Genomic DNA, 19865 nt, shown 5'->3' on the forward strand with positions numbered 1-19865 from the left:
GTCATGATTATCGCCCTTCCGGCATAAGTGTTAGCATTTGTCATGCCTTGGCGCCAATGGTAGAAGGCGAGACTATTCGAGCATGACGAGGCGGAGGAGACGCCGTGACGGGCGCGATAGCCTTCAAGACGCCGAAGCCTGAAATCCTGGCGCGGCGCGACACCATCATTTCCGATCTTGGCGGATTGCTGCCGACGGACTGTCTCATTCACGAGGCGCGCGAGCTGGTGCCGTTCGAGACCGATGCCTTTCTTGCCTATACCCGTGTGCCGCTTGCCGTCTGCCTGCCGGAAACGACGGAGCAGGTGGCGCGGGTGCTTGCCTATTGCCATGAGAACGGCATTCCGGTCGTGCCGCGCGGGGCCGGCACCTCGCTTTCCGGTGGCGCGATCGGCCAGGAGGACGCAATCATCCTCGGCCTGTCGCGGATGAACCGGATTCTCGATATCGACCTGCCGAACCGCGCCGCCGTGGTCCAGGCGGGCGTTACCAATATCGCCATATCCGAAGCGGTGAAGCCCGAAGGCTTTTTCTACGCACCGGATCCGAGTTCGCAGCTCGCCTGCACCATCGGCGGCAATATCGGCATGAATTCCGGTGGCGCGCATTGCCTGAAATACGGCGTCACCACCAACAATCTCATGGGCGTGAAGCTGGTGCTCACCGATGGCACGGTGATCGAACTTGGCGGCAAGGCGCTCGATGCCGCCGGCCTCGATCTTCTGGCGCTTGTCTGCGGCTCCGAAGGCCAGTTCGGCATCATCACCGAAGCGACAGTACGGCTACTGGCGAGCCCCGAAGGGGCGCGGCCGGTGCTGTTCGGCTTCCCGACCTCGGAAAGCGCCGGCGCCTGCGTCACCGACATCATCGCCGCCGGCATCATTCCGGTCGCGATCGAGTTCATGGACAAGCCGGCGATCGAAATCTGCGAGGCCTTTGCCAAGGCCGGTTATCCGCTCGATGCCGGCGCGCTTTTGATCATCGAGGTCGAAGGCTCCGAGGACGAGATGGAGGCGATGCTCGCCCGCATCATCGCGATTGCCGAGACCCATGGCGTGATGGCGATCCGCCGCTGCCAGTCGGCAACGGAGGCCGCGCTCATCTGGAAGGGGCGCAAATCCGCCTTTGGCGCCACCGGCCGCATCGCAGACTATATCTGCATGGATGGCACGGTGCCGCTCAGCCAGCTCTCCCACGTTCTGAAGAAGACCAGCGAGATCACTGACCGCTACGGTCTGCGTGTGGCCAATGTCTTTCATGCCGGCGACGGCAACATGCATCCGCTGATCCTCTATAATATCAACGACCCGGAGGATGCCGCCCGCGCCGAAGAGGCGGGCGCGGAGATCCTCAAGCTCTGCGTCGATGCCGGGGGCTGTCTCACCGGCGAGCACGGCGTCGGCATCGAGAAGCGCGACCTGATGCGCCACCAGTATGGCGAGGCGGATCTGCGTCAGCAGATGGCCGTGCGCGCCGCCTTCGATGCCGAATGGATGCTCAATCCGTCCAAGGTGTTTCCGCTGGAGGGCCGCGATGACTGAGCTTCTGACACCGGCAAGCGAGGCCGAGGCTGCCGATATCATCGCGGGCCACGCGGCCTCGGGCACGCCGCTTGCGCTCTGTGGCGGCAATACCCGCACCGGCTTCGGCAATCCAGTCGCCGCCGCTGCGCGGCTTTCGTCTTCCGCGCTTTCCGGCATCGTCGCCTATCAGCCGGGGGAAATGGTGATGACCGCGAAGGCCGGCACACCGCTTGCCGAAATCGAGGCGGCGCTCGCGGAAAACGGCCAGTTCCTCGCCTTCGAGCCGATGGACCATCGCGGCATCATGGGAACAGAGGGCACACCGACCATTGGCGGTGTGTTCGCCGCCAATGTCTCCGGCCCGCGCCGCTTCGCGCTCGCAGGCGCTGCCCGCGACCACCTGCTCGGCAGCCGCTTCGTCAATGGCCGCGGCGAGGTGATCCGTGCCGGCGGCCGGGTGATGAAGAACGTCACCGGCCTTGATCTGTCGCGACTGATGGCAGGATCGCATGGCACCCTCGGCTTCCTCACCGAAGTCACCTTCAAGGTGCTGCCGGCGCCGAAGGCCGCTGCCACGCTCATCGTTTCCGATCTGACGGAAGAGGACGCGGTGAAGCTGATGGCCGCCGCCATGGCTCTGCCGCTTGAGGTCTCCGGTGCCGCCCATCTGCCCTATAGCGTCCGCGCTGCCTTTCTCGGCGGCGCGCTTGCCGGCGACGCCGCCACCTGTTTCCGTCTCGAGGGGCTTGCGGAATCGGTCTCGGCGCGGCTTGAGAAGCTTTCGGCCTATGCCGGGCCGTTCGGCCCGCTGACGCGGCTCGGCGATGATGAGACGAAAGTGCTCTGGCGCGAAATCCGCGATGTCGCGCCCTATCGCGACGGCACGCTCCGCCCACTCTGGCGGGTGAGCGCGACGCCATCGGAGGCCGCGCATATCGTCGGCGCGATGCGGCTTGAGGCGGCCGTGGATGCCTTTTACGACTGGCAGGGTGGCCTCATCTGGATGCGGATGGATGGCGCGCCCGAGGCGGAGAGCCTGCGGGAAAAGCTCATGAAACACGGCGGTGGCCATGCGACGCTGATGCGGGCTGCCCCCGAAGTGCGGGCGCTGGTTCCCGCCTTCGAGCCGGAAGATCCGGCGGTGGCAGCTCTTTCCGCCCGCATCCGGCAGAAACTCGATCCCGCCGGCATATTCAGCCCCGGCAAGATGCAAAGACAGGAGAATGCAGCATGAGCGAGCCGACGCGGAAGAGCCGCTTTGGCGAAGGTTGGATGGATCCGACCCGAAACAACATCATCCTGATCTACATCCTGTTTCTTATCGGCGGTTTCATTCTCGTCACCTGCGTCATTGCCGCCCTTTCGGCGATGACCAACCAGGAAAAGGCGGAAGGCTGGCTGAAGACCCACTACACCTGGGCGATCCGTACATTCTGGGTCGCAGTGGTGATTGCGGCTGCCGCCTACGCTTCCTCCTTCGTCGTCTCCGGCTATTACGGCTACACCGTCTATGTCGCCTGGCTGTTCCTGCGCGCTGGCATCGGCCTTGTCACGGTCAAGCAGTCGAAGCCGATGGCGCGGCCGACAAGCCTTTTCGTGTGAGCCAAGCCGATGCAGACCAGTTTTTCCCCCGAACAGCTTGCCGATCCCAAGGTCGCGGAAGCCGAGTCGATCCTGCGCAAATGCGTGCATTGCGGCTTCTGCACCGCCACCTGTCCGACCTACGTGACGCTCGGCAACGAGCTCGACAGTCCGCGCGGGCGCATCTATCTCATCAAGGATATGCTGGAGAATGGCCGGCCGGCGGATCGTGAGACCGTCACCCATATCGACCGATGTCTTTCCTGTCTTTCCTGCGTGACCACCTGTCCCTCGGGCGTCGATTACATGCATCTGGTCGATCATGCCCGTGTCCATATCGAGAAGACCTACAAGCGCCCTTTCCTCAATCGGTTCACCCGCGCGGTGCTGGCGGCAGTGCTGCCTTATCCGGCACGGTTCCGGACTGCGCTCACGCTTGCCCGTTTCGGCCGGCCGTTTGCCGGGCTCATCGGTGGTGTCGCGGCCCTGAAGCCGTTTTCGGCGATGCTGAAACTCGCACCCGCGCGGCTGCCATCGTCGTCGCCGGTGTCGCGTCCTGCCACCCACGGCGCCTCCGGCGCGCGGCGTGCCCGTGTGGCACTGCTAACCGGTTGCGCCCAGTCGGTGCTCGATCCCGCAATCAACGAGGCCACGGTGCGGCTTCTGACCCGGCTCGGGGTCGAGGTTGTCGTGCCGAAGGGCGAGGGTTGCTGTGGTTCCCTCGTCCACCACATGGGCCGGGAAGCGCAGGCGCTCGACGAGGCGCGGCGCAATGTCGATGTCTGGACACGGGAGCTGGAGGAGGGCGGTCTCGACGCCGTCATCATCACCGCATCCGGCTGCGGCACGACGATCAAGGACTACGGCCACATGCTGGCGCTCGATCCCGATTATGCCGAAAAGGCCGCACGGGTTTCGGCGCTTGCGAAGGACGTGACCGAATATCTGGCGACGCTCGATCTTGCCGATCAGCCGCGCAAGGGCGTGACCGTGGCCTATCACTCCGCCTGCTCGATGCAGCACGGACAGCAGATCAAGGCGCAGCCGAAACTGTTGCTGGAGGCGGCGGGCTTTGCCGTCCGCGAGCCTGCCGAGGGGCATCTTTGTTGCGGTTCGGCCGGCACCTACAACATCATGCAGCCGGAGATTTCGGCGAAGCTCAAGGCGCGCAAGGTCAAGAACATCGAGGCGCTGAAGCCCGACATCATCGCCACCGGCAATATCGGCTGCATCACCCAGATCGCGACCGGCACCCAAACGCCGATCCTCCACACGGTGGAGCTGTTGGACTGGGCCTATGGCGGCCCGAAGCCGTTGAAGCTGAAGGATGTCGCGGCCTGAGTGGCCGGGGAGGCGAGACCTCAGAACTTGAAGCTGACGCCGAGGTTGATCGCGTTGGTGAGGATATTGGTCTGCAGGCTGTCGCCGCTGTCGATATCGACATCGATCCAGGAATAGTTCGCCTTGTATTCGACGAACAGGTCCCAGTGCTTGGCGATCTCGTAGGCGACGCCGGCCTGGGCCTGGAGGCTTGCGCCGCCGAACTGGTATTCGTAGGTGCGCCCGCTCGGCCGCGTCACCTCGACATGCGGCACGTTGATGCCGGCGCCGACGCCAACATAGGGCTTCCAGCGGCTCTCGCCGAGCGGGAAACGGTAAAGCGCGTTCAGCGTCAGGATGTTGAGCCCATCGGTGAATTCGAAATGGCTCCAGCCGGTCTGAGCTCGGGTATCGTCGTCGGAATAGACCTTGTTGTGGGCATAATCGAGCGCGATGCCGAGATCGGGCATGCCGAATTGATCGAGCCACCATGTGCCGCGCACGCCGAAATAGGGCGGCGCTTCGAAGGATTTGCCTTCCCAGCCGGCATGGACGACCTTTGTACCGTTGACGTCCACATCGGAATGCGGCGCGCTTTGATAACCGCTATAAAGGGAGAGCGCCATCTCTGCCGAAGCTGTTGCGGGAATGCCGGCGAAGAGCGCGACGATGGGGAGAGCATAGGAAAGACGCATGCCGTTTCACCGAATCGAGGACGTTGAATCTTGTCAGAAAGTAGGCAGGCTGTCTGATCGATGCCAGTCGGAAATTTACCATATCCGACATTTTGTCAGTTGATTAAACGATGACGGTGGCCAAAGGGCAACAGTCGTCGTCGGGGTGCTTGCAAAATGCCAGGTTTTGGAGAAGTTCTGTCGGCGAGCGGTTACGCCGTCGGCAACAATCGAAGGGATGAACCATGGACGAGGGACTGATTGCCGGTGATGACGGGCGGATGCGGTGTTTCTGGCACGGCAACCTTCCGGATTATCTGCGCTATCACGACGAGGAATGGGGTCGGCCGGTCACCAGCGACTTTCGCCTTTTCGAGAAGCTCTGCCTCGAAGGCTTTCAGTCGGGCCTGTCGTGGTTGACGATCCTGCGCAAGCGGGAAAATTTCCGCGCCGCCTTCGATGGCTTCGATTACCATAAGGTCGCGACCTATACCGGGGCCGATGTCGAGCGCCTGCTCGGCAATGCCGGCATCATCCGCCACCGCGGCAAGATCGAGGCGTCGATCAACAATGCCGGCCGCGCCATCGAGATGGAGCGCGAGTTCGGCTCGCTTGCGGCGTATTTCTGGGGGCATGAGCCAAGACCAGACGAGCGACCGTCGGTCCTGACGCTTGAGGCACTGCGTACCAACACGACGACCCCGGTCTCTGTCAGGATTTCGAAGGATTTGAAGAAACGGGGCTGGAAGTTCGTCGGCCCCACCACCGTCTATGCCTTCATGCAGGCCATGGGGCTCGTCAACGACCACATCGAAGGCTGCTGCTGCCGGGACGAGGTGGAAAGGCTGAGGGCGGAACTCGTCCGCCCTGTCGCGAAAGCCTGAAGATCAGGCGATCTGCAGCAGATAGATCAGGCTGAAGGCAATGGCCGTCAGCACGCCGATCGACAGCACCGCGGTTGCGATCACCCGGCCGCCGGCATGGCCTAGCGAGCGGATATCGACGGAGAGACCGAGGGCGGCCATGGCGATCACCGTCAGCGCGTTCGAGGTGTGGGCGAGTGGGCTGACGAAATCGTCCGGGATCAGGTTTGCCGAGCGCAGCGCCATCATGATGGCAAAGCCGATGATGAACCAGGGCGCGATATGCTTCAGCCTGACCTTGGCGCCACCCTTCGAAGAGGCGGCCGCACGGCCGGCCATGCCGAGGGTGAAGAGGACCGGGCCGAGCATCATCACGCGGATGAGCTTGACCAGCGTGCCGGTCTGCACCGCGATCGTGCCGGCCGGCTGGGCGGCGGCGAGTACCTGCGGCACGGCATAGACCGTCAGCCCCGACAGCACACCATATTGTGGCGCCGTCATGCCGAAGCCGATCAGCGCCAGCGGCAGGGCCAGCACCATGATGACGCCGAGGACTGCGGTGAACGCGATTGCGGCGGCGACATCCTCGGCTTCCGCGTCGATCACGGGAGCGGCGGCGGCGATCGCCGAATTGCCGCAGATCGAATTGCCGCAGGCGACCAGCGTTGCAAGCTTGTGATGCAGGCCAAGGCCGCGGCCGATGGCATAGCTGATCATGATGGCAAGCGCGACCGTGGCAACGATGCCGATGACTAGCGCCGGCCCTGCGGCCTTCAGCGCCTGAACGCTGATCGAGGCGCCGAGCAGCACGATCGCGACTTCGAGGATGAACTTTTCCGAGAACCGAATGCCGTGGTGAAACACCGCCGGCAGGCTGATGACCGAACGGATGGCCGTTCCGAGCAGGATCGCCAGCACCAGGTTTTCGATGAACTTGTGGCCGGTGAGATGCACTTCCAGCGCTTCCAGGCCGAAGGCGGCGGCGGAAACGAGGCCAGCGAGCAGCAGCCCGGGCACGAGGCGAGTGAGAGTTTGCATCAAGCTCGCGTCATCTTCCGACGCCGCGTGTGAAACGATCTGCATGATATTGCCTTCCGGCATGACGATCCGCATGCGAAGCCAACGCGCGAACCTGTCACTTCGATGTTTGGTGTGGCGTCTGCAGTCGCGGTGAATGCGGCCTCGAACGTCTTGGGATGTGCCGAGTTTCTCATTCCGAAACGTGGACTTCCATCGAATAATAATTTACGTTTCATTCGATTAACGCGAACATTTTCTCCATGATGACCCTTGAGCAGTTGACGATTTTCGTCGAGGTGGCCGAACGCGAACATCTGACCCGCGCGGCCGAGGCGCTGAACCTGACGCCGTCCGCCGTCTCCAGCGCCATCCGCAAGCTTGAGGATTTTTACCGGGTAACGCTGTTCGACCGGGTGGGGCGCGGCATCGTGCTGACGGCGGAGGGGAAGGCTTTCCTGGACGAGGCGCGGGCGACGCTTTCCCGCATCCGTTCGGCCGAACGCGTGCTCGCCGAACTCGGCGGGCTGGAGCGCGGCGCGCTCTCGGTATTCGCCAGCCAGACGATCGGAAGCTACTGGCTGCCGAAGGTGCTGATGCGTTTTCATGCCCGCTATCCCGGCATCAAACTCAAGCTTTCGATCGGCAACACCACCACGGTTGCCGATGCCGTGGCCCATGGCGAAGCGGAACTCGGCTATATCGAGGGGACGCTCGACAATCCGCTGTTGAGAAAGCGGCACCTGACCGACGATGCGCTGATGGTGGTCGTCAGTCCGGAACATCCGCTGGCCGATGGCCGGCCGGTGACGCCGGGCGAGCTTGCGCGACAGGCAGGCTTCGTGCTGCGCGAGGAGGGGTCCGGCACGCGCTTCGAATTCGAAAATGCCATGGCCGATTTCGGCATTGCGCCGGCCGATCTGAATGTGGTGATGGTGCTGCCCTCGAACGAGGCGGTGCTGTCCGCCGTCCGTTCCGGCCAGGCGGCAACGGCGATTTCCGGCGCAGTGGCCGAACCGTGGCTCGCCTCGGGCGGCCTTAAGCGGGTGAACTTCGACCTGCCGTCACGCGCCTTCCAGCTCTTGAGCCATAAGGAGCGGCACCTGAGCAAGGCCGCCGAGGCGCTCGTGGCCTTTTCGCTGGAAGGATGAGCCTCAGTCGATGCTCATCGCCAGCACGCGCGAGATTTCCGTGAGCGAACGGCCCGACTGCCCCCGCCAGGTGTTGAAGGCGTTTTGAACCGCTGTCATGGCCGATTTCGAGGAGGGGGCCTTGTCGACGATGCCCTCCGCGATCAGCCGGTTGGTGACGCTTGATGACAGCACGAAACTGTCGACGCCGGCAAAGCGGAGAAAATACTGCCCGGTATTGCCGCCGAGCCGGGTGGCCCGCTTCTTCAGCGCTTCAAGCAGTCCGGCATAGTCCTCCACAGGCCAGTCGGCGAAAAAGGCGCCGGCCGAACCGTGCTCCTCCGCGAGGCTGGCAATGAAGCGGGCGTTTTCCTGCACGGCGCGGATTTTCTGGCCGTGGCGGACGATGCGGGTATCGGAGACCAGGCGCTCGAAATCCTCGTCATGCAGCATCAGGCAATGGCCGATATCGAAGCTCTCGAACGCCGCTTCGAAACCCGGCCACATTGCCTCGACGACCTTCCAGTTGAAACCGGCATTGAAGATGCACTTGGTCATCAGGGCGAGATAGCGATCATCCGGCCGGTTGCGGATTTCATCTGCCGGGGCAGGGCGTTGCAGCGCTGCCTCCACCGCTTCCGCGCTACCTTTGCGCGCCACGGCGATGTCATAAATTTCGTCGAAGGACCGCATCAGTTGTCTCCAGCCCGGTTTTTCTCGCCGGCAGAATAGTGAATTTCGGCAATTGCGAAAGGCGGTCGTAGGCGATTGGCCTTGCGGCGGATGGTTTGCTGCAAAGCCTTGCCGCACGGGCGCTCATCTTCTAAGACTGCCGCCAGATTTTTCCGAGTTTTTTTGAAGATGACGGGCGTAACTCCGATGAGCGATAACAAGAAGAAGAAACCGCAGAAACTGAAGGCGCGTCTGCCGCGCGGCTTTGTCGACCGTTCCGCCGCCGATATCCGCGCGACCGAGGAGATGGTGGCGAAGATCAAGGCGGTCTACGAGAATTACGGCTTCGATCCTGTCGAAACGCCGCTGTTCGAATATACCGATGCGCTGGGCAAATTCCTGCCCGATCAGGACCGGCCGAACGAGGGCGTGTTTTCGCTCACCGATGACGACGACCAGTGGATGTCGCTCCGCTACGATCTGACGGCCCCGCTCGCCCGTCATGTCGCCGAAAACTTCAACGACATCCAGCTGCCCTACCGCACCTATCGCGCCGGCTACGTGTTCCGCAACGAAAAGCCGGGCCCGGGCCGCTTCCGCCAGTTCATGCAGTTCGACGCCGACGTCGTCGGCGCGCCGGGCGTCCAGACGGATGCCGAAATGTGCATGATGATGGCCGACACGATGGAAGCGCTCGGCATTCCGCGCGGCGATTATGTGATCCGGGTGAACAATCGCAAGGTGCTGGACGGTGTGCTCGAGGCGATCGGCCTTGGCGGCGAGGAGAATGCGGCGCAGCGGCTGACTGTGCTCAGGGCGATCGACAAGCTGGACAAGTTTGGGTCTGAGGGTGTGAAGCTGTTGTTGGGTGAGGGTCGGAAGGATGAAAGCGGCGACTTTACCAAGGGTGCCGGGTTGAACCAAGATCAGATCTATACCGTTCTGATGGGGGTCGGCGTTGTCGAAGACACGACAGACACTTATCCTGCTTCACAGACCTATGCGGACGGTATCGGCGAGCTAATGACGATCGAAACGATCGCGCGTTCCTGCGGATACAACGAGGACCGCATCAAAATCGACCCCTCCGTTGTCCGCGGTCTCGAATACTACACCGGCCCCGTCTACGAAGCCGAACTCACATTCGACGTCACCAACGAAAAGGGTGAAAAGGTCGTGTTCGGCTCGGTCGGCGGCGGCGGGCGGTATGATGGGCTGGTGTCGCGGTTCATGGGCCAGCCGGTTCCGGCGACGGGCTTTTCCATTGGCGTGTCGCGGCTGATGACGGCGCTGAAGAATCTCGGCAAGCTCGGCGCTTCCGAGGTCACCGAACCGGTACTCGTCACCGTCATGGACGGCGATGCCGAGGCCATGGGCCGCTATCAGAAGATGACGCAGGAACTGCGCAAGGCCGGCATTCGTGCCGAAATGTATCAGGGCAACTGGAAGAAATTCGGCAACCAGCTCAAATATGCCGATCGCCGCGGCTGCCCCATCGCCATCATCCAGGGCGGCGACGAACGCGCCGCGGGCGTCGTCCAGATCAAGGATCTGATCGAGGGCAAGCGGCTATCCGGCGAGATCGAGGACAACGCCGAATGGCGCGAGGCCCGTGTGGCGCAGGAAACCGTGCCGGAAGCGGAACTGGTCGAAAAGGTCCGCGCCATGCTGGAAGCGCAGGCCGAAGACCGGCGTCGGTAAGTCTGGCGACAGGGCCGCCCATGCCCCCAATCTCTCCCCTTGAGGGAGAGATGTCGCGAACGCGACAGAGAGGGGTGAACCTTCTCCGCCAACTCAGGACATGCGGTTTGCGCTGCACCCCTCTCTGCCCCTGTCGGGGCATCTCCCCCTCAAGGGGGGAGATTGTTTGGTGGAGCTGTTTGGTCCCTCGAAAAGCGGGTTGTCTGCCATCAGGCTATGCTTCATCCTCTTTTCCGGAGGCCATCATGCTCAAATCCATCCATCATATCCAGCTTGCCATGCCGAAAGGCGGCGAGGATGCGGCGCGGGCGTTTTATGCCGGGGTGCTCGGACTCGCCGAGGTGGAGAAGCCTGACAATCTGAAAGCGCGGGGCGGGTGCTGGTTCGAAGCCGGCGAGCTGCGCGTCCATTTCGGTGTCGAGCCGGATTTCAGGCCTGCCCGCAAGGCGCATCCGGCGTTTCTGGTGGACGATGTCGCGGCCGTTGCAGCGGCGGTGGAACAGGCCGGTTACGAGGTCAAGGCGGACGAGCCGCTTGATGGGTTTCTGCGCAGCTATATCCATGATCCCTTCGGCAACCGCATCGAACTGATGCAGGTTTTGGGCTGAAGCCTGCCGCAATCGTTGACTTTTGCCGCAAAGGATGGTCATCGGATGCGGCAAACAGTAGAGACCACCCATGCCGTCCACAAAAGAGCCGGATTGCGCCGGCGCCATCCTTGAGGCCTTTGCGGCACGCGATACGGTTCTGACCGATACGCCGGTGATCCAGCCTGCCGCACCGTTCCTCGATATGACCGGCGAGGCACTGCGCCGCCGCATTTTCATGACCGAGAGCGAGACCGGCGAGAGCCTGTGTCTGCGCCCGGAATTCACCATTCCCGTCTGTCGCCACCATATCGCCGAAAACGCCGGCACGCCGCAGCGCTATGCCTATTGCGGCATGGTGTTTCGCCAGGCGCGTGATGATGGCGCTGCGGAGTTCTTCCAGGCCGGCATCGAGGATCTGGGCGCGGTTGACTTCGCCGCCGCCGATGCCCGCGCGATTGCCGATGCCGCAAGCATACTCGTCGAATGCCTGCCGGATACCGAATTCGCCGTGACGCTCGGCGATCAGTCGATCTTCGAGGCCGTGGTCGGTGCGCTCGGCCTGCCGGGCGGCTGGCAGAAGCGGCTGATCCAGGCCTTCGGCAATCACGCGCGGCTTTCCGCGCTTATGGAGACGCTGGCCCGACCGCAGCCCGTCGCCGGGCTTGACCGCCGCGTTGCCGCCTATCTCGCCGATGGTGATGAGGCCGGTCTCGTCGGCCATATCGCCGCGACGATGGATGCCACCGGCTATTCCACCAATGCCAGCCGCAGCCCCGACGAAATCGCCCGCCGGCTGAAGGAGAAGCTCGCGCTCTCCGTCACCAGCCTCGATGCCGATGCGCTTTCCGCGCTGCGTGCCTTTCTGGCGCTGGAGGTGCCGCTGTCCGAAGCGCGCGACGCGCTGGGCGCCTTCGCCGAAAAATTCGAACTCGACATTGCCGGCGCGATCGCCGTGTTTGCCCGCCGCATTGAAGCGCTTGAGGCAACGGGCACGGATATCGCGGCCATCACCTATCGCGCCGCCTTCGGCCGTCCGCTTGACTATTACACCGGCCTCGTCTTCGAGATCGCCGAAAAGGGGCCGCGGGCCGCGCTTCTTGCCGGCGGCGGGCGTTACGACCGGCTGCTGACGCTGCTGGGCGCCGAAGGCCACATCCCCGCCGTCGGATTCTCGCTCTGGCTCGACCGGATCGAACGCGCCGGAGAAACCCCATGACTGTCACCATTGCTCTACCCTCCAAGGGCCGCATCAAGGAAGGTGCGGAGGCCGCGCTCGCCAGGGCCGGCCTGAAGGTCGTCACCAATGGTAACGACCGCTCCTATCGCGGCCATGTCGAAGGCCGCGAGGATATCGAGGTTGCCTTCCTTTCAGCGTCGGAGATTTCGCGCGAGGTCGGCCGCGGCGCCGTCGATTTCGGCGTCACCGGCGAGGACGTGGTGCGCGAGAACGTGGCCAATGCCGACGCCCGGGTCGAATTCATCAGCCGCCTCGGCTTCGGCCAGGCCGATGTCGTCGTTGCCGTGCCGGAGATCTGGCTCGATGTCGACACCATGGCCGATCTCAACGACGTCGCCTCAGAATTCCGCAGCCGTCATGGCCGCCGGCTGGCGATCGCGACCAAATTCTGGCGGCTGACGCAGCAGTTCTTCACCGCAAAGCACGGCATCCAGCTCTATCGCATCGTCGAAAGCCTGGGCGCCACAGAGGGCGCGCCGATGGCCGGGCAGGCCGATATCATCGTCGATATCACCTCCACCGGCTCGACGCTGAAGGCCAACCACCTGAAGATCCTTTCCGACGGTGTGATTCTCAAGTCGGAAGCCTGCTTCGTCCGGGCGCGCAAAGCCGAGCACGAGAGCGATCCGGTGACGGCGGAAATCATCGCGGCGATGCGCGGCTGAGACCCGGTAACAGATTCTTGTCTCGAAAACGCAGGTTTTCAGTGCAGAAAGGTGACGATTAAGCGGAATCGTCATCTTTTTTGTCGGCGAGACACTTTTTAGCCACAAAAAAGGCAAGTGTGATCTTGCGGAAAGCTCTTCCGCATCACATCTGGCCCCTATCTTTTCAACTCGCATTTCAGCAGGAGCGTCAATGTCCCGCCTGTCCGATTTTCCGATTACTCAGCGCTGGCCAGCGAAGAATCCCGACGTCATCCAGCTCTATTCACTGCCGACGCCGAACGGTGTGAAGGTTTCGATCGCCCTTGAAGAGCTCGGTCTACCCTATGAGGCTCACCTCGTAGCCTTTGCGCGTGACGAGCAGATGACGCCCGAGTTCCTGTCGCTCAATCCGAACAACAAGATCCCGGCGATCATCGATCCGGACGGCCCCGACAACGCTCCGATCGGGCTGTTTGAGAGTGGCGCCATCCTGCTCTATCTCGCCGAAAAGGCGGGTAAGCTCATCCCGAACGATCCGGTCGGCCGCTACGAGACCATCCAGTGGGTGATGTTCCAGATGGGCGGCATCGGGCCGATGTTCGGCCAGTTCGGGCATTTCTACAAGTTTGCGGCCGACAAGGTTGCCAACAATCCCTATCCGGTCGAGCGCTACACCAACGAAAGCCGTCGTCTCCTCGGTGTGCTCGAGGGACGGCTGCGCGACCGCAAGTTCATCATGGGCGACGAGCCGGGCGATTACAGCATCGCCGATATCGCGATCTTCCCCTGGGTGCGCGGCCTCAGCGTGCATTATGATGCGGCTGAAACCCTACGCCTCACCGATTTCCCGTGTGTTTCCGCCTGGGTCGAGCGCTGCTCGGATCGGCCTGCGAGCGTCAAGGGCTTCACGGTCCCGGCGACGGCATAGGACTTCGCAAAGATTCCAAGGAAGGCGCGGTTCAACAGACCGCGCCTTTTTCTTTTGCGTGCCCTGCTCTTCATGAGGGAACAGCCTCGTCCGTCCAAGCGTTTCTGGCTGGTCGTGGAGATTGCGACCCCTGCAAAACGAGGAGAGACCCCAATGGCCAAGCAGAAAACGCTGGACGACCTATTTCTGGATACACTGAAAGACATCTATTTCGCCGAACGCCAGATCTTGAAGGCGCTGCCGAAGATGGCGCGGGCGGCACAGTCGGAGGATCTCGCCGTCGCCTTCCGCAACCACAAGGAAGAGACGGAAGGGCAGATCGAGCGGCTGCAGGAAGTGTTCGAGCTTCTGGGCAAGTCCGCCCGCGGCAAGACGTGCGAGGCCATCCAGGGCATCATCGCGGAAGGCGAGGAGATCATCGAGGAGTTTGATGGCACGCCTGCACTCGATGCCGGGCTGATCTCTTCCGCCCAGGCCGTCGAGCACTACGAGATGGCCCGTTACGGAACGCTGCTTGCGTGGGCGAAGCTGATGAAGCGCGATGCCATCGCGAAGCTTCTGGAGGAGACCTACGAACAGGAATCGAACGCTGACCTCGAGCTTTCCAAGCTCGCCGAAAAGGCGATCAACCTGGAGGCGCAGGCTGCCTGAAAAGATATGCGGCGGACCGGTGGCAGGAAAGGCGGCTTCGGCCGCCTTTCTCATGTCGTTTTGCGATAAATCTAGAAGCGGAAGCCGATACCGGCCATCACATGGGCCTGGCTCAGTTTCGAATCCGGCAGGCCGGCAAGGCCGGTCGCCTCGCTGATGAGATCGGTGGTTCCGTAGTCGGCGTAGGTCGCCTGCAGGCGGGCGAAGACGTGCTCGTTGACCGCGTAGTCGATACCGGCGCCGATCGTCCAGCCATTCATCACCTCGTCATAGGATCGGCCGGTGAGCGAGAATGTGCCGTGAATATTGGTCGCGGCATAGCCTCCGGTCGCATAGACGAGCGCCTTCCTGAAGGCATAGCCGAGCCGTCCCCCGATGGTTGCCTGCCACTCGGTTTCAAACGTCACCGTCTGGCCGTTGAGGAAGGGATAGACGGAAACGACGGTGTAGTCGTGTTCGTTCCAGTCGTAGCCGTAGGAGCCCTCAAGGCCGACGACAAGATTGTTGTCGAACTGGTAGTCGTAGCCGCCGAAAATGGCCGCGCCACCACCGCTTGCGACTTCCCCCGAAGTCTTGTCGAAAAGCGTCTCCGGAATGTCGCCGGCCGTCCAGCCATAGCCGCCTTCGAAACCGATATAGGCCCCGGTCCACGTCAACGCTGGCTGCGGCAACGGCGGCGTCACAACAGGCGCCTGCGCGGTCAGATCGGCCGCGCAGGCTGCGGAGGCGAGCCCGGCTGCAATGCCGACCGCCGCAAAAACTGATTTCATCTCACATCCCCTGAATTGAGCTCACAAAAAGAGCAGGTCAATTCTGGTAAATCGACAAGAAAGCGTTCTCTGCTGCAGCCTTCCCCTTCCGCGCCAAGGGCGAAGTGGCAAAAATATCACCTTTATGCCGCCTTGACGCGTGTCAATTAGACGACGCAACCCACCGACGTGTTTGGTTGTCAGGTGGAGACTGGAGCTTTCGGGCGGTCGACGACCCATGACTAGCCGTAATTTAGATGTCATAAAAATAATTTGTATAAAATCTATTTTTATGAAATGAGAGCGACATGACAGATCCTGCTATTTCTTCTCGCTTTCAATTCGGCGCTCAGTTTGTACAGCTCGCACGGCACTGGCGACAGGCCATCAACGATGAGCTCGCTGCAATCGGCTTCTCCGATGCAACCTGGACTCCGCTCTTCTATCTCTGGCGTTTCGGCGACGATGTCAGCCAGAAGGAACTGGCAGGCCGGGCGGGGCTCGATACGTCGAGCATCGTCCGGCTGCTGGACCTGCTTGAAGCCGACGGTCAGATCGTGCGTGTGGCCGATACGCGTGACCGCCGTGCCAAACGCATCCGCCTGACGGACAAGGGACGGACCTCGGTGGAGACGATACGGCGTGTTCTGCACGCTGCGGAAGGGGAGCTTCTGAGCGACCTTTCGGAGGATGAGATCAGAGCCGTGCTCGCGGCCTTTGCGAAGATCGATGCGAAACTGAAGAAATGACGACAAAAACATTGAAACCGAGTGCCCGGTTCGCAAGCTGGGGCGAGCGTATCGGGCTGGACCGCGCGCGCTCCATCTTTGCGCTTCGCACTGCCATTGGTGCCTGTCTGGCGGTCCTCATTGCCTGGCTCATGGGCCTTGATCACCCGCAATGGGCCGGCATGACGGTCTGGGCTGCATCGCAGCCGACACGCGGCCAGCTGCTGGAAAAGGGGTTTTTCCGCATCGCGGGCACCATCGCCGGCGCTGTGGCCGGCATGGTGCTGATGATGACTTCAGGGGGCAACCCCTATGTGATTGCCGCCGGCCTTGCCGTTTGGGTTGGCCTTTGTGCCGCGATCGGAAACCTGCAGCGTGGCTATGTCTCCTACGGAACGATCGTCGCCGGCTATTCCGCCGCTATGGTGGTTCTGCTGGACAGTTCGCATCCCGATCATGTCGTCGGGCTTGGTCTCGACCGTATGGCGACGATCCTGACGGGCGTTATCGTGTCGATCGTCGTCAGCTGGCTTCTCGCATCGGCTGGCGACGAGAGCGAGGTGACCCAGGGCGTTCGGCTTCTGACGGGGCGAGTTCTTCAGGAGGTGGCCAACACGCTGCGCGGCGAGCGCTCCGCAAGCGGGCACTCCAGGGCGCGGCTTCTTTCTGAAATCGCCGAGCTTGATGACAAGCTTGATCCCCACGGCGCGGGCTCGCTCAAATCCAGACGCTTCGTCAAGTCGGCACGAGGGGTTCTCCTGGCCGAACTGGCGGCGATCCTGTGGCTCACCGACGGGCCGGTCCGCTCCTGGCCGCCGGAGGTTGCGGATGCGCTGGAAAAGGCTGCGCAGGCGGCGAATGCAAACGCGCCGCATCGGGAAATGCTGATGCATCTCGATCATGCCGTCGACGTCTGCTCGGCGTCAGCCGACCCCGGTATGCCGGCGCCGCTCGAGCATATTCTGGGCGACCTTCGGGCTGCATTGCGGCGCTATCTGCCGGGCCAGGACGAGGGCAGGGGCTTTGCCCGAACGGGCGTTCCGGTGATGCTTCATCATGATTTTGTCGGCGCGCGCCAGGCCGGAATCCGGGCCTTCACGGCGCTGCTTGCCATCGGAATTCTGTGGGCGGTTACCGGCATTTCCAGCGGCCCCTACATGCTGCTTGGTCTTTCGATCATGGTGTCGATGTTCTCGACTTTCGAGAACCCCGCAAGCTTCATGCCCTTCGTATTCGTCGGGCAGGCATCCGGCGCGGCGGTGGCGGTCATTTGCCGCTGGGTTTTCTGGCCGCATGCGACGAGCGAATTGCAACTGATCCTGATGCTGTTTCCGTTCATCCTTGTCGGTGCTTTCCTCATGGGGCACAGGCGCACAGTCAAGTTCGCCTTTGACTACAACATGGTCCTTCTGCTGCTGTCGTCACCCGCATTGCCTTTGACCGGTACGCTCGAAATGTCGGTTGTCGGGGCAATCTCTGTGGCGGCGGCGCCGGTTCTTGCGCTCCTCATGTACCGCCTGATCTATCCGACAGACGCGGCACGGCGAGCCGAGATGCTTGAAAGGGCCATTGTCGGAATGCTGCGGGAAATGGCGGCAAGTCCTGGCGCCGGTCAGAACGTCGAGGTCATCCGCGCGCGCCTCTACTATCGCATACTGAGGCTTGTTCGCTGGCATGAAAAGCGTGGCAATAGCATCGAACAGATCGCCCGTGTCGGGATTGCGGTCATAAACCTTGCCGACGTCATCCATGATCTGCAGGTCATGCGCGCCGGAGATCTTCCTTCGCGTCAGAGGCGGGCGGCAGAGGCCGTACTTCGTTCAGTCGCAACGATCGACGCACAGCCGCGCCGCGCCGCCGCTATTTTCGGTCTGGCGTCCTCCCGGCTCAGCGAAACCGCTGGCCGCAATGGCGGTAGACTGCTGTCGGTTGGCCAGGAAATCGCAGCCAACGCGGCCTTCTTTGCCCGCGCTGTCTGATCGTTGCAAAGCGAAGCAAAAAGGGGCGGTCCGAAGACCGCCCCTTTCGTAATTCCGGATGGACCGTGGGGTCACTCCGCAATCAGGCTTTCGCCTGATTACATCATGCCGCCGGTTCGGCGCGCTTGCGACGCCGAACCGGAAGGAATGGCGCGCTTGCCGCGCCAAACCATTGGACATGATGGGCGTGCTATTCTGTAATCAGGCTTTCGCCTGATTACATCATGCCGCCCATGCCGCCCATTCCACCCATGCCGCCCATGTCGGGCATGCCGCCAGCCGATTCCTTCTTAGGAGCTTCGGCAATCATGGCTTCGGTGGTGATCAGCAGCGAGGCAACCGAAGCTGCGTCCTGCAGAGCGGTGCGGACAACCTTGACCGGGTCGACGATGCCCATGGCGATCATGTCGCCATATTCACCGGTCTGAGCGTTCCAGCCGTAGTTGAAGTCGCTCTTTTCGAGGATCTTGCCAACAACGATCGAAGCTTCGTCGCCGGTGTTCGTGACGATCTGGCGGGCCGGAGCCTGCAGAGCGCGACGGACGATGGCGATGCCGGCATCCTGGTCGGCGTTTTCGCCCTTGACCGTAACACCAGCGGAGGCACGCAGAAGGGCAACACCGCCACCGGGGACGATACCTTCCTGAACGGCCGCGCGGGTCGCGTTCAGGGCGTCATCGACGCGGTCCTTCTTTTCCTTCACTTCGACTTCCGTGGAACCGCCAACGCGGATCACGGCAACGCCGCCGGCGAGCTTGGCAAGACGTTCCTGCAGCTTCTCGCGGTCGTAGTCGGAGGTGGTTTCTTCGATCTGAGCCTTGATCTGGGCAACACGTGCCTCGATGTCGGCCTTCTGGCCGGCGCCGTCGACGATCGTGGTGTTTTCCTTGGTGATCGAGACCTTCTTGGCCGTGCCGAGCATGTCGAGCGTGACATTTTCGAGCTTGATGCCGAGATCTTCGGAGATGACAGTGCCGCCCGTCAGGATGGCGATGTCTTCCAGCATGGCCTTGCGGCGATCGCCGAAGCCCGGAGCCTTGACGGCAGCAATCTTCAGGCCGCCACGCAGCTTGTTGACGACGAGCGTAGCAAGGGCTTCGCCTTCGACGTCTTCAGCAATGATGATGAGCGGCTTGTTGGACTGAACGACAGCTTCCAGAACCGGCAGCATGGCCTGAAGGTTGGAGAGCTTCTTTTCGTGCAGCAGGATGTAGGCGTCTTCCAGATCGGCAACCATCTTCTCGGAGTTGGTGACGAAATAGGGCGACAGGTAGCCGCGGTCGAACTGCATGCCTTCAACGACTTCCAGTTCGGTTTCAGCGGTCTTGGCTTCTTCAACCGTGATCACGCCTTCATTGCCGACCTTCTGCATGGCTTCGGCAATGTCTTCACCGATCTGCTTTTCGCCGTTGGCGGAGATGGTGCCAACCTGGGCAACTTCAGCAGAGGTGTTGATCTTCTTTGCCTTGGCAACGAGTTCCTTGGCAACTTCGGCGACAGCGAGGTCGATACCGCGCTTGACGTCCATCGGGTTCATGCCGGCAGCAACGGCCTTCGAACCTTCCTTGACGATGGCCTGAGCCAGAACCGTCGCGGTGGTGGTGCCGTCACCGGCCGTGTCGTTGGTCTTCGAAGCAACTTCGCGGACCATCTGGGCGCCCATGTTTTCGAACTTGTCTTCGAGTTCGATTTCCTTGGCGACCGAAACACCGTCCTTGGTGATGCGCGGAGCGCCGAAGGACTTTTCGATAACAACGTTACGACCCTTGGGGCCGAGGGTGACCTTCACGGCATTGGCGAGGATGTCGACGCCGTCGAGCATCTTTTCGCGCGCGGTGCGGCCGAATTTGACTTCTTTAGCAGCCATTTGAAAAC

19 protein-coding genes are annotated in these 19865 nt (G+C 62.1%); 14 read left to right on the plus strand and 5 right to left on the minus strand.

Features of this window, described 5'->3' with window-relative positions; all coding sequences use genetic code 11:
* The first annotated feature begins 104 nt into the window (after nucleotides 1–104).
* The 4 genes from TM49_RS11410 to glcF are packed head-to-tail and all read left to right on the plus strand — an operon-like array spanning nucleotide 105 to nucleotide 4445.
* Nucleotides 105–1541 (plus strand): FAD-binding oxidoreductase, encoded by a 1437-nt coding sequence (locus TM49_RS11410; protein WP_045681373.1) that lies wholly within the window; start codon nucleotides 105–107, stop codon nucleotides 1539–1541.
* On the plus strand, nucleotides 1534–2757 hold the full coding sequence (locus TM49_RS11415; RefSeq protein WP_045681375.1) for an FAD-binding protein: 1224 nt from the start codon (nucleotides 1534–1536) through the stop codon (nucleotides 2755–2757). The genes TM49_RS11410 and TM49_RS11415 overlap by 8 nt, the downstream gene beginning before the upstream one ends.
* Nucleotides 2754–3125 (plus strand): hypothetical protein, encoded by a 372-nt coding sequence (locus tag TM49_RS11420; protein WP_045681376.1) that lies wholly within the window; start codon nucleotides 2754–2756, stop codon nucleotides 3123–3125. Before TM49_RS11415 ends, TM49_RS11420 begins: the two co-directional genes overlap by 4 nt.
* 9 nt (nucleotides 3126–3134) lie before the next feature.
* On the plus strand, nucleotides 3135–4445 hold the full coding sequence (gene glcF, locus TM49_RS11425; protein ID WP_045681378.1) for a glycolate oxidase subunit GlcF: 1311 nt from the start codon (nucleotides 3135–3137) through the stop codon (nucleotides 4443–4445).
* 20 nt (nucleotides 4446–4465) lie between these two features.
* On the opposite strand, the gene TM49_RS11430 is transcribed toward glcF, so the two are convergent.
* Nucleotides 4466–5119 (minus strand): outer membrane protein, encoded by a 654-nt coding sequence (locus tag TM49_RS11430; protein ID WP_045681379.1) that lies wholly within the window; start codon nucleotides 5117–5119, stop codon nucleotides 4466–4468.
* A 224-nt stretch (nucleotides 5120–5343) separates the two neighbouring features.
* Here TM49_RS11430 and TM49_RS11435 point away from each other — a divergent pair, with 224 nt between their 5' ends.
* Nucleotides 5344–5982 (plus strand): DNA-3-methyladenine glycosylase I, encoded by a 639-nt coding sequence (locus tag TM49_RS11435; RefSeq protein WP_045681381.1) that lies wholly within the window; start codon nucleotides 5344–5346, stop codon nucleotides 5980–5982.
* Between the two features lie 3 nt (nucleotides 5983–5985).
* Here the strand turns inward: TM49_RS11435 and TM49_RS11440 are convergent, their stop codons facing one another.
* Nucleotides 5986–7044: a YeiH family protein gene (locus TM49_RS11440; protein ID WP_045685147.1), complete on the minus strand. Its 1059-nt coding sequence runs from the start codon at nucleotides 7042–7044 to the stop codon at nucleotides 5986–5988.
* Nucleotides 7045–7244: 200 nt separating this feature from the next.
* Between TM49_RS11440 and TM49_RS11445 the strand changes: the two genes are divergently transcribed.
* A complete protein-coding gene (locus TM49_RS11445; protein ID WP_045685148.1) occupies nucleotides 7245–8129 on the plus strand; it encodes a LysR substrate-binding domain-containing protein in 885 nt (294 codons plus the stop codon).
* 3 nt (nucleotides 8130–8132) lie between these two features.
* Here TM49_RS11445 and TM49_RS11450 read toward each other — a convergent pair whose 3' ends face one another.
* Complete coding sequence (locus tag TM49_RS11450) at nucleotides 8133–8801, minus strand: DNA-3-methyladenine glycosylase I (protein ID WP_045681383.1); 669 nt, start codon at nucleotides 8799–8801, stop codon at nucleotides 8133–8135.
* 186 nt (nucleotides 8802–8987) lie between these two features.
* Here TM49_RS11450 and hisS point away from each other — a divergent pair, with 186 nt between their 5' ends.
* The 6 genes from hisS to TM49_RS11480 all read left to right on the plus strand — a co-directional run bounded on the left by hisS (nucleotide 8988) and on the right by TM49_RS11480 (nucleotide 14534).
* Nucleotides 8988–10481, plus strand: a complete 1494-nt coding sequence (gene hisS, locus TM49_RS11455) for a histidine--tRNA ligase (RefSeq protein WP_045681384.1) — start codon at nucleotides 8988–8990, stop codon at nucleotides 10479–10481.
* A gap of 245 nt (nucleotides 10482–10726) precedes the next feature.
* A complete protein-coding gene (locus TM49_RS11460; protein ID WP_179945006.1) occupies nucleotides 10727–11089 on the plus strand; it encodes a VOC family protein in 363 nt (120 codons plus the stop codon).
* A 70-nt stretch (nucleotides 11090–11159) separates the two neighbouring features.
* On the plus strand, nucleotides 11160–12287 hold the full coding sequence (locus TM49_RS11465) for an ATP phosphoribosyltransferase regulatory subunit (protein WP_045681386.1): 1128 nt from the start codon (nucleotides 11160–11162) through the stop codon (nucleotides 12285–12287).
* Nucleotides 12284–12973, plus strand: coding sequence for an ATP phosphoribosyltransferase (hisG, locus tag TM49_RS11470; protein WP_045681389.1), 690 nt, complete (start codon nucleotides 12284–12286; stop codon nucleotides 12971–12973). Before TM49_RS11465 ends, hisG begins: the two co-directional genes overlap by 4 nt.
* A 193-nt stretch (nucleotides 12974–13166) precedes the next feature.
* Nucleotides 13167–13883 carry a glutathione S-transferase N-terminal domain-containing protein gene (locus TM49_RS11475; protein WP_045681390.1) on the plus strand — a complete coding sequence of 239 codons (717 nt, stop codon included), beginning with the start codon at nucleotides 13167–13169 and terminating at the stop codon, nucleotides 13881–13883.
* A gap of 153 nt (nucleotides 13884–14036) precedes the next feature.
* Complete coding sequence (locus TM49_RS11480; RefSeq protein WP_045681391.1) at nucleotides 14037–14534, plus strand: YciE/YciF ferroxidase family protein; 498 nt, start codon at nucleotides 14037–14039, stop codon at nucleotides 14532–14534.
* A gap of 71 nt (nucleotides 14535–14605) precedes the next feature.
* On the opposite strand, the gene TM49_RS11485 is transcribed toward TM49_RS11480, so the two are convergent.
* Entirely contained in the window at nucleotides 14606–15304 is a 699-nt protein-coding gene (locus TM49_RS11485) for an outer membrane protein (protein ID WP_052699816.1), read from the minus strand.
* Nucleotides 15305–15591: 287 nt separating this feature from the next.
* Between TM49_RS11485 and TM49_RS11490 the strand changes: the two genes are divergently transcribed.
* On the plus strand, nucleotides 15592–16032 hold the full coding sequence (locus tag TM49_RS11490) for a MarR family winged helix-turn-helix transcriptional regulator (protein WP_045681393.1): 441 nt from the start codon (nucleotides 15592–15594) through the stop codon (nucleotides 16030–16032).
* A complete protein-coding gene (locus tag TM49_RS11495) occupies nucleotides 16029–17990 on the plus strand; it encodes an FUSC family protein (protein ID WP_045681394.1) in 1962 nt (653 codons plus the stop codon). Before TM49_RS11490 ends, TM49_RS11495 begins: the two co-directional genes overlap by 4 nt.
* A 217-nt stretch (nucleotides 17991–18207) precedes the next feature.
* On the opposite strand, the gene groL is transcribed toward TM49_RS11495, so the two are convergent.
* On the minus strand, nucleotides 18208–19857 hold the full coding sequence (gene groL, locus TM49_RS11500; RefSeq protein ID WP_045681396.1) for a chaperonin GroEL: 1650 nt from the start codon (nucleotides 19855–19857) through the stop codon (nucleotides 18208–18210).
* Between the last annotated feature and the right edge of the window lie 8 nt (nucleotides 19858–19865).

The organism is Martelella endophytica (assembly GCF_000960975.1).
In the GTDB taxonomy this organism is placed as follows: Bacteria; Pseudomonadota; Alphaproteobacteria; order Rhizobiales; family Rhizobiaceae; genus Martelella; species Martelella endophytica.

What these genes read in the sequence shown, in the direction of transcription:
- TM49_RS11415 (WP_045681375.1), top strand. Translation starts at nt 1,534, where the DNA reads ATGACTGAGCTTCTGACACCGGCAAGCGAGGCCGAGGCTGCCGATATC.
- TM49_RS11420 (WP_045681376.1), top strand. Translation starts at nt 2,754, where the DNA reads ATGAGCGAGCCGACGCGGAAGAGCCGCTTTGGCGAAGGTTGGATGGAT.
- glcF (WP_045681378.1), top strand. Translation starts at nt 3,135, where the DNA reads ATGCAGACCAGTTTTTCCCCCGAACAGCTTGCCGATCCCAAGGTCGCG.
- TM49_RS11430 (WP_045681379.1), bottom strand. Translation starts at nt 5,119, where the DNA reads ATGCGTCTTTCCTATGCTCTCCCCATCGTCGCGCTCTTCGCCGGCATT.
- TM49_RS11435 (WP_045681381.1), top strand. Translation starts at nt 5,344, where the DNA reads ATGGACGAGGGACTGATTGCCGGTGATGACGGGCGGATGCGGTGTTTC.
- TM49_RS11440 (WP_045685147.1), bottom strand. Translation starts at nt 7,044, where the DNA reads ATGCAGATCGTTTCACACGCGGCGTCGGAAGATGACGCGAGCTTGATG.
- TM49_RS11445 (WP_045685148.1), top strand. Translation starts at nt 7,245, where the DNA reads ATGACCCTTGAGCAGTTGACGATTTTCGTCGAGGTGGCCGAACGCGAA.
- TM49_RS11450 (WP_045681383.1), bottom strand. Translation starts at nt 8,801, where the DNA reads ATGCGGTCCTTCGACGAAATTTATGACATCGCCGTGGCGCGCAAAGGT.
- hisS (WP_045681384.1), top strand. Translation starts at nt 8,988, where the DNA reads ATGAGCGATAACAAGAAGAAGAAACCGCAGAAACTGAAGGCGCGTCTG.
- TM49_RS11460 (WP_179945006.1), top strand. Translation starts at nt 10,727, where the DNA reads ATGCTCAAATCCATCCATCATATCCAGCTTGCCATGCCGAAAGGCGGC.
- TM49_RS11465 (WP_045681386.1), top strand. Translation starts at nt 11,160, where the DNA reads ATGCCGTCCACAAAAGAGCCGGATTGCGCCGGCGCCATCCTTGAGGCC.
- hisG (WP_045681389.1), top strand. Translation starts at nt 12,284, where the DNA reads ATGACTGTCACCATTGCTCTACCCTCCAAGGGCCGCATCAAGGAAGGT.
- TM49_RS11475 (WP_045681390.1), top strand. Translation starts at nt 13,167, where the DNA reads ATGTCCCGCCTGTCCGATTTTCCGATTACTCAGCGCTGGCCAGCGAAG.
- TM49_RS11480 (WP_045681391.1), top strand. Translation starts at nt 14,037, where the DNA reads ATGGCCAAGCAGAAAACGCTGGACGACCTATTTCTGGATACACTGAAA.
- TM49_RS11485 (WP_052699816.1), bottom strand. Translation starts at nt 15,304, where the DNA reads ATGAAATCAGTTTTTGCGGCGGTCGGCATTGCAGCCGGGCTCGCCTCC.
- TM49_RS11490 (WP_045681393.1), top strand. Translation starts at nt 15,592, where the DNA reads ATGACAGATCCTGCTATTTCTTCTCGCTTTCAATTCGGCGCTCAGTTT.
- TM49_RS11495 (WP_045681394.1), top strand. Translation starts at nt 16,029, where the DNA reads ATGACGACAAAAACATTGAAACCGAGTGCCCGGTTCGCAAGCTGGGGC.
- groL (WP_045681396.1), bottom strand. Translation starts at nt 19,857, where the DNA reads ATGGCTGCTAAAGAAGTCAAATTCGGCCGCACCGCGCGCGAAAAGATG.